The following is a 15,432-nucleotide window of genomic DNA, read 5'->3' on the forward strand; positions in this document are numbered from 1 at the left end:
GGGGGTCAGCATCGCCTGCATGGCGTCGGCCAGCGCCACCGCATCGGCGGCCGGCACCACAATCCCCGCCCCGCAAGGCTGCAACACATCCTCCAGCCCCGACTGGTCGGACCCGATCACCGGCACCCCGCGCGCCAGCGCCTCCACCGCCACACTGGGCAACCCCTCGCGATCGCCGCCGGCCGAGACCACGCTGGGCACCACCAGCGCAATCGCCCGGTCCATCAGCGCCGCCAGGTCCGCCGCCGCCAGCCACCCGGTAAAGCGCACAGTCTCCAGCCCCGCCGCATATTCCCGCATCGCAGGCAGTAGCGGCCCGTCCCCCGCAAGCACCACGGGCGGCGTCAACCCGCGCGCCGCCAGCACCCGCAGCGCGTCGATCAGGGTCGCCACCCCCTTCTTGTCCACGAACCGCCCGGCGAACACGAACTGCTCCACCGGCCCGGCGGCAGGGGCCGCCGCTTCCACCCCAATCGGGATCACGTCCAGCAGATCCGGCCGCACTCCCCGCTCCAGCAACCTGTCCCGCACACCCTCCGAAACGCAGACGAACAGCGACGCATAATCCTGCAATGCCCGCCACCGCCTATGGAAAATCGAAGGCAGCCCCCCGCGCTGGTAATGCTTGTCCTTGAAGGCATCGCCGCCATGAAACGTCACCGCCAGCGGCACGCCCAGCGCGCGAGCCATCGGCAGCGCCAGTGCCCCGCCGCGCCCGAACTGCGCATGCACCAGCACCGGCGCCAGATCGGCAACATCCCGCGCCGCACCCCAGCCAAACTGCTTGAATGCGGCCTGACGCAGCGGCCGCAACGGCCCATCCCCGCCAAGAAACCGCACATCACCCGGCAGATCGCCCACCGCCCCCTCCCGCCGGCACCCTACCCAGCAGGGCCGCAGATCCTGGAATCCGATATATTGCCGCCGCATGAAGGCATGTTCCGAAGCCGGCAGCAGACGGTCCCGATAGACGAAAACGGTCTTCACCCGCCTGCACCCGCCAGATCGGCTGTCACGGGCGCCCGCTCCATCAGCCCGACCGCCGCCTCCACCACCGGCGCGACCGCCAGCCCCGCGATCGGCGCGCTCCCTTCCGGTCCCGGCGCGGCAATGCCGCGCGCGCACCGCCCCACCGGCCCGTATTCCGACATGCGACTAGGCCCGAACAGCCCCAGCGTCGGCGTCCCGACCGCCGCCGAAAGATGCATCAGCCCCGAATCATTGCCGACAAATCCCCCGCACCGCGCCAGCACCGCCGCCACCTGCGCCAGCGTCAACCCGCCCCCGGCATCGACGGCATCCGGCAGCGCCGCCAGCACCGGGGCCGCCATCCGCCGCTCGGTCTCGCCAGGCCCGTACAGGATAACGGGCCGCATCCCCGGCCAGCGGTCCTGCAAGGCGCGCGCCAGCGCAATGAAGTGGTCGGCCGGCCATACCTTGCCCGCCCAGTTCGCCGTGGGCGCCAGCGCCAGCCATACCGGCCCGTCGGGCAGCATCGCCGCCGCCCGCGCCCGATCGGCCGCACCGGTCCACATTACCGGCAAAGGCGGCGGCGACAGGCGCAGCACCTGGCCCAGATGCACGATCCGCGCGCCCTGCCGCCGTCCGCCGCGCATGATCGCCCGCCGCCGCGCCGCCAGAAACAGCGTCACCGCCGACCCGCGCAGATCCACGCACAGATCCCACCGTGTCCCGACACACGCGCGCCACAGCGCCAGCCAGTGCAGATCATATTTCCGCTTCGTCACCACGATGGTGCGCTCACGCCGGGGCATCGCCTCGAACAGCCCCGCCGCGACCGGCCCGCAGGCAATGGTGAAGCGCGCCTGCGGATAGCGGGCCAGCAGAACATCCAGCAACCCGGTGGACAGCACCGCGTCCCCCAGACGTGTAGAGGTGATGAACAGGATACGCATGGTCAGCGAGCCTACCCCATTGCCCCGTCCGACGAAATCGCCCCTTCTCCACCCCGAGGGCAGACCACACATCAGACCCTGTCCGCACAGGCGGCGACGCCGACCGAACACGATAACCCCTGCCCGGAAACGCACAGCGGGGCCGTCCTCCGCCCCCATTTCCAGACAGGCCCAGGAGGCATAGGATCACAGGCATGGTTGACACGACACATCTCGCCCACCTCCCCGACCGCGCCGTCCTGGCCCTCTCCGGCCTCGACCGGCACAGCTTCCTTCAGGGGCTGGTGTCCAACGACGTCACCGAAGCGACACCGGGCCATGCGGTCTGGGCGGCGCTGCTGACGGCACAGGGCCGCTGGGTGGCCGATTTCTTCCTGTTCGCCGATCCCGACGGCGCGCGTCTGCTGCTGGATTGCGAGGCCGCGCAGGCCGACATGATTCGCCAGCGCCTGCTGCGCTACCGCCTGCGCTCCGACGTCTCGATCGACGAAACCGGCTTTGCCGTCCATGCCGCCTGGGGCGCGGTGCCGGCGATGATCGATTCCGCCATCGGCGCCCCCGACCCGCGCCTCGCCGAAGCCGGCTGGCGCCTGCTGCTGCCACGCCCGGCGGAAGGCGCCGCCGACCACGCCGCCTACGACGCCCACCGCCTGGCGCTGGGCCTTCCCGACGGCTCGCGCGACTGCGAGGACGGCAAGACCCTGCTGCTGGAAGCCAATTTCGAGGCGCTGAACGGCATCTCCTGGACCAAAGGCTGCTATATGGGCCAGGAGCTGACGGCCCGCACCCGCTATCGCGGCCTGGTCAAGCGCAAGCTGCTGCCCGTCACCGGCGCAGCCCTCCCCCCGCCCGGCACGCCGCTGCTCCAGGCCGGAAAGGAAGCCGGACACATGGCCTCCTCGCGTGACGGACGCGGACTGGCCATGGTGCGGCTGGCCCATCGCAGCGACGAACTGACGACGGAAGGCGGCCATTCGGTGCAGGTCCACATCCCCGACTGGCTGACCCTGCCGGAAGCCGACACGCCCAAAGACTGAGCCGAACCCACCCTGTCGCGCCACGCCTGCTGGACAGGCGCGCCACCATGGAGTGTTGTGCCGCCATGACCGACACCGCCCCCGCCTATACGGCACCCGACGCCACCACCCGCGCCGCCATGCTCGACACGGCGCGCTTCGATGCCGCCGGCCTGATCGCCGCCATCGCCCAGCAGCACGATACGGGCGAAGTCCTGATGCTGGCCTGGATGAATCGCGAAGCTCTGGACGAAACCCTGCGCACCGGCCGCGTCTGCTATTATTCGCGCAGCCGCGGCGGCCTGTGGCGCAAGGGCGAAACCTCCGGCCAGGTGCAACGCCTGGTCGATGCACGCCTGGATTGCGACCGCGACGCGGTGCTGCTGCTGGTCGACCAGACCGGCGTGGCCTGTCATACCGGCCGCCGAAGCTGCTTCTTCAACGCCATGCGCCCCACGGGACTGGTCGAGACCAGCGCGCCGCTCATCGCAGCCGACACCCTCTACGGGCGCGGCTGACGCACCGCGCCCGCCCCCTTTTCACTGAAAGCGCCTCCGATGTCCCAGCCTGCCCCCTCGCCCGTCGGCAAGATCATCTTCCTCGTCGTCCTGCTCACCGCGACGATCGGGCTTGGCGTCTATACGATCCACTCGGCCTTCACGGCCCTGCACAGCACGGTCCAGGACGGCACGACCACGCAGCCCCCCGCCCCCCACGATTCCGCAAAACAGTAACCCGCACGCCGCACTCTTGACGCCCCCGCACGCCTGTCCGCTTCCGGACAAGGCGTCCGTTCGCGGACAGAACCCTCTTCCGACCCGAAAAAGATCAATTTTTACAATCGGGTATAAATCATCCCTCTTCCGGTAAACTGTCTCCGAACCACAGGAGACAGTTCATGCACCGGCCAATGCCTTCTCCCCGGCCCCGCCCTGCCAAACCGGCCCGCTCCCCGACGAGGAACGAAGCGCGCCGGTCATCAGCCACGACCGAACCCGCCCCAAAACTTGCCTCATCTCAAGATTTCGTTGTGATTTTACAACAAAAAACGGTATGCAGGACCATGTTCAACCGGATCGGACTCTTCAGGGCCGAGCGCGGCCTCACCCGCAAGGCGCTGGCGGACCTCGTGGACGTCAATCCACAGACCATCGGGTTTCTGGAGCGGGGCGATTACAAGCCCAGCCTGGAACTCGCGCTCAAGATCGCCCAGGTCTTCGACGTCCCGGTCGAAATCATTTTCTCGCTCGAACCGTTCGAAACCATATCAACCATGTTGCAGGGAAAGACCGGAACATGACGGTGTAGGGTCGCAACATTCGGCCAGCACGTCGATAGCGCCAAGAGCACCGGCCTCATCCTCGCCGGCTACCCCGCCCTTTCTCCATCGGCCCGTGGACCGGCCCCCTCTCCCAGACATTCGGGCCGGCACAGGCCAAACGGGAATACGCTGGAAGAATAGAAGCTGCCGTCACGAGTGACCCGCACTCTCCGGGCCAGGCCAGAGCATCCCGCTCATTTCTCGGCTGTCTTATGATGACCGTTCAGCCTGTCCGTGAAGGCCAGAATCAATGCCGACACAACGAAAGTCAGATGGATTCCCGCATACCAGGCCAGATCACGATTGGATGTTTCATCCACGCTCATGAAGGCACGCAGAAGCTCGATCGCGGAAATCGCCACGATTGACGACATCAGCTTCAATTTCAGCCCGGAAAAATCGACCTGACCCATCCATACCGGCCAATCCTTATGATTGGCATGATCGAGACGCGAGACAAAGTTCTCGTATCCCGACAACATGACCATCACCAGAAGCGAACCGGTCAGCGCAAGATCGATAAATGTCAGAACAGAAACGATCGTATCCGTTTCCGTCGCGTGCAACAGATGATGGGACTCCTCGACAAAAACCAGAACCATTTTCACGAGCAGACCAAAAAGGCAAAAGGCCAGTACCAGATAGAATGGAGCCAGCAGCCAACGGCTCGTAAAAAGAATTTGCCCCAGAACACGTTCGATCATCAGTACAAGTTCCGTATTTACAGGGATGCTCTCCCTCTCAAGACCAAAACACGCACACCCCCCTCCCGAGATGTCCGGGAGTCCTGTGTCTGCGCCGCAGCGTATTCCTTTTGACTCCTTCTCGACGGACGATGTCCGGCCACGCCGACAGAGAGATATTTACCGTTTATTATTTAATGTTTCAATTTGAACCCGGAAGAAAATCATTATTCTGTGATAGCGAGAGGTATTCCACAACAATTCAAAAATACTTGCAAAATATAGGGACGAAGACACCAAGCGTACCCCGAACCGTCTTTGCAAATTCGATGCATTGTGCCGCCCAACCCTCAAGCATCAAGGGGCTTTTTACGATGTCCCCAAAAATGCGACAAAAAAACATAGCCGGGCCGGCGCGTCCGTACTGATGAATCCGGCGCATTTCATGACAGCGCCCGTCACGGCACCAATCGAACGCCCCGCCTCCAGGCAGGGGACCGGTACGCCCTGTTCCAGTTCCGTGAACGGCATATTTTCTTCCATGTCGCCGGCAACGACCAACGGACGGCCCGCGCGGCCCCATGTACGATGCCCCCTCGACGCCCGAAACCGCGCCGATCATCAAGGACCATTAAAAGAATGGAGGTCGAAAGAAGAAAGGATCAGCGTTCCAGCACGGCCATCAACTCGGCCGCCGCCGCATCGTCCGGATCGCCCGCCGGCGCCGCCAGCGAAGCCGCGATGGCGCGAAAGCCCGCCCGTTGCAGGGCGGCGCTGCGCCCGTCGGTCAGCAGCCGATGCACGGTGTCCGCCAGCAGGCCGGGCCGGCAGCGTTCCTGCAACAGTTCCGGCACCAGCCGATGCCCGGCCAACAGATTGACCATCGCCACATAAGGCACGCGGATCAGCCGCCGCGCCAGCGCCGCCGTAATCGGATTGACGCGATAGGTCACCGCCATCGGCACCCCGGCCAGCGCCAGTTCCAGCGTCGATGTCCCCGATTTGGTCAACGCCGCCCCCGCCGCCGCGAAGGCATCATGCTTTTCCGCCAGATCGGTGACGACGATCGGCCGCAGCGGCCAGTCGGCCACCCCCCGCCGCACCACATCCGCCACCACGGGCGAAACCGGCACCACCGGCACGATACCGGGGCAGGTCGCCATCAAAATACGCAGCGTCCGCCCCAGCACCGGCAACAGGCGCGGCGCCTCCGACCGACGACTCCCCGGCATCAGGATCAGCACGGGCGTATCGGCCGCAATCCCATGCCGCGCCCGAAACGCCGCCCCATCCCCGCGATCGACCCCCGATTGCAGCACCGGATGCCCGACAAACCGCGCATCGAGCCCATGCCGGCCGAAAAAATCGGGCTCGAACGGCAGCAGGCACAGCAACCGGTCCCACAGGCCGGGAAACTCCCGCACCCGATGCTCCCGCCACGCCCACACCTGCGGCGCGACATAATGCACACGCGGAATGCCCAGGTCCGCAATGCGCCGCAGCAGGCGCAGCGTAAAGCCGGGGCTGTCGATCGTCACCACCAGGTCGGGCCGCGTCGCCGCGATATCGGCCACCGCCTGGTCCAGCCGGCGCGAGAGATGCCGCAGCCGGGGCAGCACTTCCACCAGCCCCATCACCGCCAGGTCGCGCAGCGGAAACAGGCTGCGCAGCCCTGCCTCCTCCATCCGCGTGCCACCGACCCCGGCGAACCGCAGCGTCGGGTCCCGCCGACGCAACGCCGCCATCAGCCGCGCCCCCAGCACGTCGCCGCTGGCCTCGCCAGCCAGAATCCAGACCGTCCGGCCCGGCGCGGCCTCCGCCACGCGGGTCAGCCTTCCCCGCGCAACGTCGCCCCGCAGGCCTTCTGCACCGCCGCCACCACGGCACCGCACACGGCCTCGATCTCGGCATCGGTCAGGCTGGCCTTGACCGGCTGCAACGTCACCTCGACCCCCAGCGACTTGCTGCCCTCGGGCACCTTGTCACCTTCATAAACGTCGAACAGCCGCACACCGGCGATCAGCGTCCGCTCGGCCCCCCGCGCCGCACGCAGCACGGTTTCCGCCGCCACGTCGCGCCCGACGACAAAGGCGAAGTCCCGATGCACCGGCTGGAACGCCGACAGTTCAGGCGCCACACGCCGCCGCCGCTTTGGCTCGGCGATCGCGTCGAGAAACAGTTCGAACCCCACGACCGGCCGGTCCAGTCCACGCCCGGCCAGCAATGCCGGATGTAACTGGCCGAACACGCCCAGCACGATCTTCGGCCCCTGCCGCAGCACGCCCGAACGACCGGGATGATAATGGCCCGGCGCATCCGCCGTCACGCTAACGCCCTCGACGGGCGCCCCCAGCGCCGCCAGCACCGCCAGCGCATCGGCCTTGGCATCCCACAGATCGACCGGTTCGGCCGTCCGGCCGGGGAAGCGCGGCGCGTGCCCGCTGCGCAGCGCCGCCGCAATCTGGCTCTGCCCGGATTCCGAAAAGCCCGGCCCCACCTCGAACAGCCCCAGGTCCGGATAGCCCCGTGCCGTATTGCGCTCGACGGCCGCCAGCAGATTGACCAGCGGCGTCGGCCGCATCTGGTCCAGATCGGCGGCAATCGGGTTCAGCAGCCGCAGGCTCTCCGGCACCGCGCCGAAGCGCGCGCACGCCTCCTGCGCCGCGAAGGAATAGGCCACCGTCTCCAACAGCCCGCGCGCCGCCAGCACGCGCCGCGCCGTGGCCGTCCGCGTCTGGCGCGGCGTCAGCGCCGGCAGCGGCACGGCGGACAGCGCGGGCAGCGACACCGGCGCAATCGAATCCAGCCCGCGCAGACGCAGGATCTCCTCGATCAGGTCGCATTCGGAATCGACCGCCGCGGCCCCCTCGGCGGCGGCGAAGGCGCGCTCGGCCGAAAGATCCGGCGCCTGGTCCAGCACCATCTTCATGGCGATGTCGTTGCGCCACGACGGTACATCCACCACCACGCGCGCCTCATCGCGCTCGCGCACTTCAAAGCCCAGCGCCTCCAGCGACGCCACGGCCTCGTCCGCCGGCACGTCCAGTCCACCCAGCCCGGCGACCCGCGCGAAGCGCAGATGCGCCTCCCGCTGCCACGCCGGCGCGTCACCGGCCGAAACCACCTCGCTGGCCTCACCGCCGCACAGCTCGATGATCATCCGCGTCGCCGCTTCCAGCGCCGCCACCGGCAACGCCTGGTCCACACCGCGCTCGAAGCGGTGCCGCGCATCGGAATGCAGCCCCAGCCGCCGCCCGCTCAGCGCGATCCGCACCGGGTCGAACAACGCGCATTCCACGAACACGCTCGTGGTCTCGTCAGTGGCTCCGGTCGCCTCGCCGCCCATGATGCCCGCCAGGGACTGCACCCCGGCCGCATCGGCGATCACGCAATCCTCGGGCGACACCACCACGTCGCGCCCGTCCAGCGCGCGGAAGCTCTCGCCCGCGCCCCGGCAGATCGTCAGCCGCCCGCCGGTCAGGCGGTCGGCATCGAACACATGCAGCGGCCGGCCCAGATCGAAGGCGAAGAAATTGGTGATATCCACCAGCGCCGAAATCGGCCGCAGCCCGATCGCCCGCAGCCGCTTCTGCAACCAGTCCGGGCTGGGGCCATTGCGCACGCCGCGCACGGTCCGCCCCAGCACCCACGGGCAGGCTTCGGGAAAGTCATTGGCCCACGTCACGGGCGAGTCGAACGTACCTTCCACGGTCTCGGCCAGCCAGGGGCGCAGATGCCCCAGCCCCGCCGCCGCCAGGTCACGGGCAATGCCACGCACCGCCAGCGCATCGCCCCGGTTCGGCGTCACCGCAATCTCGATCACCGGATCGTTCAGCCCGGCGAAGTCGGCATAGGAAAGCCCGGTCTCCGTACCCTCGGGCAATTCGGCAATGCCGTCATGCTCCTCGCCCAACCCCAGTTCGCGCAGCGAGCACAGCATGCCGCCGCTCGCCTCGCCCCGGATCGACCCGGCCTTGATGGTGATGTCCGAACCCGGAATCCACGTCCCCGGCGGCGCGAAGATCACCGACAGCCCGGTGCGCGCATTCGGCGCGCCGCAGACCACCTGCACCTCCTCGAAACCCGGCCCGGCATCGACGCGGCACACGCGCAGCCGGTCGGCATTGGGGTGCTGCACCGCCTCGACGATGCGGGCGGTGCGGAAGGCGGCCAGCCGGGCGCCGGGGTCGTCGACGCCCTCCACCTCCAGCCCGATCGTGTTCAGCTTGGCGCAGATTTCATCGACCGTGGCATGGGTATCCAGATGGTCGCGCAGCCAGGACAGGGTGAACTTCATCGATCACAGACCTTCATGCAGCAGGGCCGGCGACAGCGGGCTGTTGCCGTAATGGCGCAGCCAGCGCACGTCGCTCTCATAGAACGAACGCAGGTCCGGAATCCCGTGACGCAGCATGGTCAGGCGCTCGATCCCCATCCCGAAGGCGAAACCCTGCCATTCGCGCGGGTCCAGCCCGCAATTGGCCAGCACGCGCGGATGCACCATGCCCGAGCCCAGAACTTCCAGCCAGTCGCCGCCGCCGCCGATCTCGCCGGTCTTGCGCGACCAGCCGATATCCACCTCCATCGACGGCTCGGTGAACGGGAAATACGAGGCCCGGAACCGCACCGGCAGGTTCGGCTGGCCGAAATAGGCACGCAGGAAATCGATCAGGCAGCCCTTCAGGTGCGCCAGCGTGATCCCCCGGTCGATCACCAGCCCCTCGCACTGATGGAACATCGGCGAATGGGTGGCATCATGATCCGCACGATAGGTCCGCCCAGGCGCGATGATGCGGATCGGCGGCTCCTGGCCCAGCATGGTGCGGATCTGCACGCCAGAGGTCTGGGTGCGCAGCACGCGCTCGCGCAGACTGCCCTGCTCGGCCGGCAGATAGAACGTATCCTGGTCGGTGCGCGCCGGATGATGGTCGGGCGTATTGAGCGCCGAGAAATTATGCCAGTCGGTCTCGATATCCGGCCCCTCGGCCACCTTGAAGCCCATGGCGCCGAAAATGGCGGCCATCTCTTCCATGGTGCGGCTGATCGGATGGATCGCCCCCTGCGATTCGGGCCGCGCGGGCAGCGTCACGTCCACCCGTTCCGAGGCCAGGCGCGCATTCAGGGTCGCGGCCTCGATCTCCGCGCCCCGCGCCTCGACGGCGCGCGACAGGTCGTCACGCAGACGGTTCAGCGCCCCGCCGCGCAGCTTGCGCTCCTCGGGCGACATCCGGCCCAGTTCCTTCAGCAGCCCGGTCAGCCGGCCAGACTTGCCCAGCGTGCCCACACGCACGGCATCCCATTCCCGCCGGTCGCCGGCAGCGGCGAGCGCGGCCAGCGTCTCCTGCCGCAGGGTTTCGAGATCGTCGCTCATGGCACCTCGCTGGAAACAGACACGCGATAGAACAGATTAAGATGGGGTATTAAACCGCAGACCTGCGCGGATACAGCCTCCGACGGCGGGAATAAACCCCCAAAAGCAGAACGGGCCGCCCCTTGTGGGGGCGGCCCGTTCCAGATCACCACCGTAAAGGAGCAATCAGGCGGCCAGAGCGGCCTGCGCCTTCTTCACGATCTCGGCGAAGGAGGCGGCATCGTCATACGCGATGGCGGCCAGCACCTTGCGGTCGATCTCGATCCCGGCCTTGTCCAGCGCGAAGATGAACTTGCTGTAGGTCAGGCCATGCTCGCGCACCGCGGCGTTGATGCGCTGGATCCACAGGGCGCGGAAATCGCGCTTCTTGTTCCGGCGGTCGCGATAGGCATACTGAAGCGACTTTTCCAGGCGCTCCAGGGCAATGCGGTAGTTGGTCGAAGACCGGCCGCGGAAGCCCTTGGACTGCTCAAGGACCTTCTTGTGACGGGCGTGCGTCGTGACGCCCCGCTTAACACGTGCCATGTTTCAGGTGCTCCTTATGCCAGCCCGTAGGGCGCCCACTGCTTCACAGTCTTCCCGTCCATTTCGGTCAGGGTCTGCGAGCCGCGGTTGGTGCGCTTCATCTTCTGCGAGCGGTTGATCAGGCCGTGGCGCTTGTTGCCCGGGCCAGCCAGCACCTTGCCGGTCGCGGTGATCTTGAACCGCTTCTTGACCGACGACTTGGTCTTCATCTTGGGCATTTTCATCTCCTTCAATTCTGCGGGCTGCGACCGCGAACGGTCAGACAGCAGTCACGGCCGGGCATGCCCATTTCAGGCCCGGACGCGCGAACAGGTCGCTGCCTATAAACAAACCCCACCCCGCAATCAAGCCTTGCGTTCCCCCTTTGCAGCCGCAATGACGGAATTCCCTCGAAGCCTCCGGACACAAGGCGGCCGACCGGCCAACCGGCCATCAACCAGGGATCATCCCATGACAATCCTTTCCCCCTTCGGCGCGGTCCCGCCCGCCGTGCTGGTCCCGTCATACGACCGGGCCGCCGTGCGGCCGGGCATCGCCCATCTCAGCGTGGGCAATTTCCACCGTGCGCACCAGGCGGTCTATATCGACCGCGTGCTGGCGCGGCCGGGCAACGCGCAATGGGGCATCCTGGGCATCGGCGTGATGGACGACGCGCACGAGCGCGCCAAGGCCGAATCGCTGCTGGCGCAGCACGGGCTCTATACCCTCACCGAATGCCCGGCCGACGCACCGGACAGCGTGCGCTTCGTCGGCTCGATCGTGGAGTATCTGCACGCGCCCGACGACCGCGCGGCCGCCATCCACCGCCTGGCCGACCCGGCGATCCGCATCGTCAGCCTCACCGTCACCGAAGGCGGCTATTACATCGACGCCGACGGCCGTTTCCAGCTCGACCACCCCGCGATCGCCGAAGACCTCGCCCGCCCGGTGCCGCACACGGTCTTCGGCCTGGTGACCGAGGCCCTGCGCCTGCGCCGCGACGCCGGCACCGGTCCGTTCACCATCCTGTCCTGCGACAACCTGCCCCATAACGGCCACGTCGCCCGCACCGCCTTCCTCACCTGGGCCCGCGCCCGCGATGCCGTGCTGGCCGACTGGATCGAAGCCCACGTCACCTTCCCCAGCACCATGGTCGACCGCATCACCCCGGGCGTCGGCCCGCTGGACATCACGCGCCTCGACACCGGCAGCGGCGTGGACGACCGCGTGCCCGTCTTCTGCGAGGATTTCATCCAGTGGGTGATCGAGGATAAATTCTGCGCCGGCCGCCCGCCACTGGAAGAGGTCGGCGTCCTGTTCACCGGCGACGTCACGCCCTACGAGCAGGTCAAGCTGCGCATGCTCAACGCCTCGCATTCCATGCTCGGCCTGCCCGGCATGCTGATGGGCTACCGCGTCGTCAGCGACATCATGCACAACCCTGACGTCGTGGCGCTGCTGGAGCACTATCTGGCCCAGGATGCCGAACCCCTCCTCCAGGCCCCGCCGGGCATGGAACTGCGCGCCTACGCGGCCCAGCTCCTGCGCCGCTTCAGCAACGTGGCCATCAGCGACCAGCTTCCCCGCATCGCCTCCGACAGCGCGTCGAAACTGCCGGTCTTCGTCCGCCCCACCGCCGAAGGCACGCTGGCACGCGGGGCAGACGCCGCACGCATCGCCTTCCTGCTGTCCTGCTTCGCCGAATATCTGCGCGGCCACGACGATACGGGCGCCACTTACGAACTCCAAGAACCCCATCTCAGCCCCGAAGACCTCGCCCTGGCCGCCGACGAAGACCCGGCAAAGGCGCTGGACATGTCGGTCTTCGCCGGCTGGGGCCTGCGCGACCATCCCACCTTCGTGGACCTGTTCACCCAGACCCGCACGTTCCTGCGCGCCGGCGGCACCCGCGCCTGCCTTCGCGCACTCGTCAGCCCGCCGGAATCCGCTCCCGGAATCTGACATCCCCGGCATGGCGGGCCATGACCACGGAAAGTTGATAATGTTTCACATCGCACTGAAACGTTGTTACGAATCGCATGACCGCCATGTGCACGACGCATAAATCCGTCGTGCATCCGCGATCCGTCTTCCAACAATCATCGGGCACTTCATGATAAATCGAAACGGGACACCTCCCGTGCTTACCATCACCGCCGGGGTCTTTGCCCTGATCGGGCTTTATCTGCTGGCAGGGGGCGTCTGGCTCACCGCGCTCGGCGGGTCGCCCTATTACCTCATCGCCGGACTGGTGATGCTGGTCACGGCAGGGTTGCTGTTCCGCAGAAAGCGCGAGGCCCTGTGGGTCTACGCCGCCCTGCTGATCGGGACCATGGTCTGGGCGGTAAAGGAGGTCGGTTTCGATTTCTGGGCCCTGGCGCCGCGCGGCGACGTGCTGGTGCCGCTGGGTATCTGGCTGCTGCTGCCGCCGGTCACGCGCCATCTCGGCCCCGCCGGCGTCGCAACCATCCTGCCGCTGCGCGCCTCGGTGGTGGCGGCCGTCGCCGTCATCGCCGCCGCCCTCATGAACGACCCGCAGGACCGCGCCGGCTCCCTGCCCCAGATCGCCGGCAATGCGCCGACGCCGGGCGACGCCACCGCCATGCCCGACGAAGACTGGCAGGCTTATGGCCGCACCCAGTTCGGCGACCGCTTCAGCCCGCTGAAACAGATCACCACGGCCAACGTGCACGACCTGAAAGTGGCCTGGACCTTCCGCACCGGCGACGTGAAGCGCCCCGACGACCCCGGCGAATTCACCGACGAAGTCACGCCGATCAAGGTCCGCGACACCATCTATCTCTGCTCGCCGCACCAGATCCTGTTCGCGCTCGACGCCGCGACCGGCAAGCAGAAATGGACGTTCGATCCGCAGATCAAATACAACGCCACCTTCCAGCACATGACCTGCCGCGGCGTGTCGTACCACGAGACCCAGCCGGGCGCCGAGACGATCGACGGCGCGCAGGCCCCGATCGACTGCCCCCGCCGCATCTTCCTGCCGACCAATGACGGCCACCTCTACGCGCTGGATGCCGAGACCGGCGAACGCTGCTCCCATTTCGGCGATAACGGCGTCATCGACCTCCAGGAGCACATGACGGTCAAGACGCCGGGCTTCTACGAGGCCACATCCCCCCCGGTGGTCACCGACAAGGCGGTCATCGTCTCGGGCGCGGTCATCGACAATTACTCCACGCATGAGCCCTCGGGCGTCACGCGCGGCTTCGACGTCTATACCGGCCAACTGATCTGGGCCTTCGACCCCAGCAACCCCGATCCGAACGAAATGCCGTCCGAGACGCACCATTTCGTTCCCAACTCGCCCAATTCCTGGATCGTGTCGTCCTACGACCCGAAACTGAACCTGATCTATGTCCCCATGGGCGTGCAGACCCCCGACATCTGGGGCGGCAACCGCACCCCGGATGCCGAGCGTTATGCCAGCGCGATTGTGGCGCTGAACGCCGATACCGGCAAGCTGGCGTGGTCCTACCAGACCGTGCATCACGACCTGTGGGACATGGACATCCCCGCCCAGCCCAGCCTGGTCGATATCCGCACCCCGTCGGGCGAGATCGTGCCGACCCTCTACGCCCCGGCCAAGACCGGCAACATCTTCGTGCTCGACCGCCGCACCGGCACGCTGGTCGTCCCCGCGCCCGAAACCAAGGTGCCGCAGGGCCCAGCGCCGGGCGACCACCTCTCCCCCACCCAGCCGTTCTCCGAGCTGACCTTCCGCCCGAAGAACAACCTGACGGATGCCGACATGTGGGGCGGCACCATGTTCGACCAGCTCATTTGCCGCATCATGTTCCACCAGTTGCGCTACGAGGGGCCGTTCACCCCGCCGTCGCTCCAGGGCACGCTGGTGTTCCCCGGCAATCTGGGCATGTTCGAATGGGGCGGCCTGGCGGTCGATCCGCAACGGCAGATCGCCATCGCCAACCCGATCGCCATCCCCTTCGTCTCGCGCCTGATCCCGCGTGGCCCCGGCAACCCGGCCTCGCCGGACAACGCCTCGCCCTCGGGGTCGGAAACCGGCATCCAGCCGCAGTTCGGCGCGCCCTACGGCGTCACGCTCAATCCGTTCCTGTCGCCGCTGGGCCTGCCGTGCAAGCAGCCGGGCTGGGGCTACATGGCGGGCATCGACCTGCGGACGAACAAGATCGTCTGGATGCACCGCAACGGCACGATCCGCGACAGCGCCCCCATCCCCCTGCCCTTCAAGGTCGGCATCCCCAGCCTGGGCGGCCCGCTGACCACGGCCGGCGGCGTTGCCTTCCTCACCTCGACGGCCGATTATTATATCCGCGCCTATGACGTCACCACCGGCCGCCAGCTCTGGCAGGACCGCCTGCCCGCGGGCGGCCAGTCCACCCCCATGACCTATGCGGTCAACGGGCGTCAGTTCATCGTCACCGCCGATGGTGGCCACGGCTCCTTCGGGACCAAACTGGGTGACTACGTCGTCGCCTATGCCTTGCCGGAAGGGCACTGACGACGACCCTTTCTGTCCGTGACAAAAATTTCAACAAATTGTGATTTTTAAAATTCACGATTTATTGATTAAAATTTTGTCACAAAACTTGCTTCAAGGTTGCAGGCTGCCGGGCGGCTC

The 15,432-nt window shown here is 67.0% G+C and carries 14 protein-coding genes; 6 read left to right on the forward strand and 8 right to left on the reverse strand.

The features are described from left to right. The coding region (locus C7453_RS16770) for a glycosyltransferase (protein WP_114729139.1) at positions 1–987 on the reverse strand (987 nt) is incomplete at its 3' end. Next, positions 984–1,916, reverse strand: coding sequence for a glycosyltransferase family 9 protein (locus C7453_RS16775; protein WP_114729141.1), 933 nt, complete (start codon positions 1,914–1,916; stop codon positions 984–986). The genes C7453_RS16770 and C7453_RS16775, both read right to left, overlap by 4 nt. A gap of 194 nt (positions 1,917–2,110) precedes the next feature. Between C7453_RS16775 and ygfZ the strand changes: the two genes are divergently transcribed. The 4 genes from ygfZ (at position 2,111) to C7453_RS19545 (ending at position 4,232) form a co-directional block, all read left to right on the forward strand. Continuing rightward, a complete protein-coding gene (gene ygfZ / locus C7453_RS16780) occupies positions 2,111–2,953 on the forward strand; it encodes a CAF17-like 4Fe-4S cluster assembly/insertion protein YgfZ (protein ID WP_114729143.1) in 843 nt (280 codons plus the stop codon). A gap of 65 nt (positions 2,954–3,018) precedes the next feature. Next, positions 3,019–3,450 carry a phosphoribosyl-AMP cyclohydrolase gene (gene hisI / locus C7453_RS16785; RefSeq protein ID WP_114729145.1) on the forward strand — a complete coding sequence of 144 codons (432 nt, stop codon included), beginning with the start codon at positions 3,019–3,021 and terminating at the stop codon, positions 3,448–3,450. A 39-nt stretch (positions 3,451–3,489) separates the two neighbouring features. Then, entirely contained in the window at positions 3,490–3,666 is a 177-nt protein-coding gene (locus C7453_RS19020; RefSeq protein WP_170143263.1) for a hypothetical protein, read from the forward strand. Between the two features lie 164 nt (positions 3,667–3,830). Beyond that, entirely contained in the window at positions 3,831–4,232 is a 402-nt protein-coding gene (locus C7453_RS19545; RefSeq protein ID WP_245949119.1) for a helix-turn-helix transcriptional regulator, read from the forward strand. Between the two features lie 215 nt (positions 4,233–4,447). Here the strand turns inward: C7453_RS19545 and C7453_RS16795 are convergent, their stop codons facing one another. From C7453_RS16795 to rpmI, 6 genes are all read right to left on the reverse strand, one after another. Beyond that, positions 4,448–4,957 carry a TIGR00645 family protein gene (locus C7453_RS16795; RefSeq protein ID WP_114729149.1) on the reverse strand — a complete coding sequence of 170 codons (510 nt, stop codon included), beginning with the start codon at positions 4,955–4,957 and terminating at the stop codon, positions 4,448–4,450. 641 nt (positions 4,958–5,598) lie between these two features. Continuing rightward, positions 5,599–6,759, reverse strand: coding sequence for a lipid-A-disaccharide synthase (gene lpxB, locus C7453_RS16800; protein ID WP_114729227.1), 1,161 nt, complete (start codon positions 6,757–6,759; stop codon positions 5,599–5,601). A gap of 5 nt (positions 6,760–6,764) precedes the next feature. After that, the gene (gene pheT / locus C7453_RS16805; RefSeq protein WP_114729151.1) at positions 6,765–9,233 is read right to left on the reverse strand and encodes a phenylalanine--tRNA ligase subunit beta; all 2,469 of its coding nucleotides are present in this window, start codon (positions 9,231–9,233) and stop codon (positions 6,765–6,767) included. Between the two features lie 3 nt (positions 9,234–9,236). Beyond that, positions 9,237–10,307 carry a phenylalanine--tRNA ligase subunit alpha gene (pheS, locus tag C7453_RS16810; RefSeq protein ID WP_114729153.1) on the reverse strand — a complete coding sequence of 357 codons (1,071 nt, stop codon included), beginning with the start codon at positions 10,305–10,307 and terminating at the stop codon, positions 9,237–9,239. Positions 10,308–10,472: 165 nt separating this feature from the next. Then, positions 10,473–10,832, reverse strand: a complete 360-nt coding sequence (gene rplT, locus C7453_RS16815; RefSeq protein WP_114729155.1) for a 50S ribosomal protein L20 — start codon at positions 10,830–10,832, stop codon at positions 10,473–10,475. Between the two features lie 14 nt (positions 10,833–10,846). Continuing rightward, positions 10,847–11,050 carry a 50S ribosomal protein L35 gene (gene rpmI / locus C7453_RS16820; protein WP_114729229.1) on the reverse strand — a complete coding sequence of 68 codons (204 nt, stop codon included), beginning with the start codon at positions 11,048–11,050 and terminating at the stop codon, positions 10,847–10,849. A gap of 232 nt (positions 11,051–11,282) precedes the next feature. Between rpmI and C7453_RS16825 the strand changes: the two genes are divergently transcribed. Beyond that, positions 11,283–12,773, forward strand: coding sequence for a mannitol dehydrogenase family protein (locus C7453_RS16825; RefSeq protein WP_114729157.1), 1,491 nt, complete (start codon positions 11,283–11,285; stop codon positions 12,771–12,773). Between the two features lie 151 nt (positions 12,774–12,924). Beyond that, positions 12,925–15,312 carry a glucose/quinate/shikimate family membrane-bound PQQ-dependent dehydrogenase gene (locus tag C7453_RS16830; protein ID WP_114729159.1) on the forward strand — a complete coding sequence of 796 codons (2,388 nt, stop codon included), beginning with the start codon at positions 12,925–12,927 and terminating at the stop codon, positions 15,310–15,312. Positions 15,313–15,432 lie beyond the last annotated feature (120 nt).

Source organism: Gluconacetobacter liquefaciens (assembly GCF_003350405.1).
GTDB lineage: Bacteria > Pseudomonadota > Alphaproteobacteria > Acetobacterales > Acetobacteraceae > Gluconacetobacter > Gluconacetobacter liquefaciens.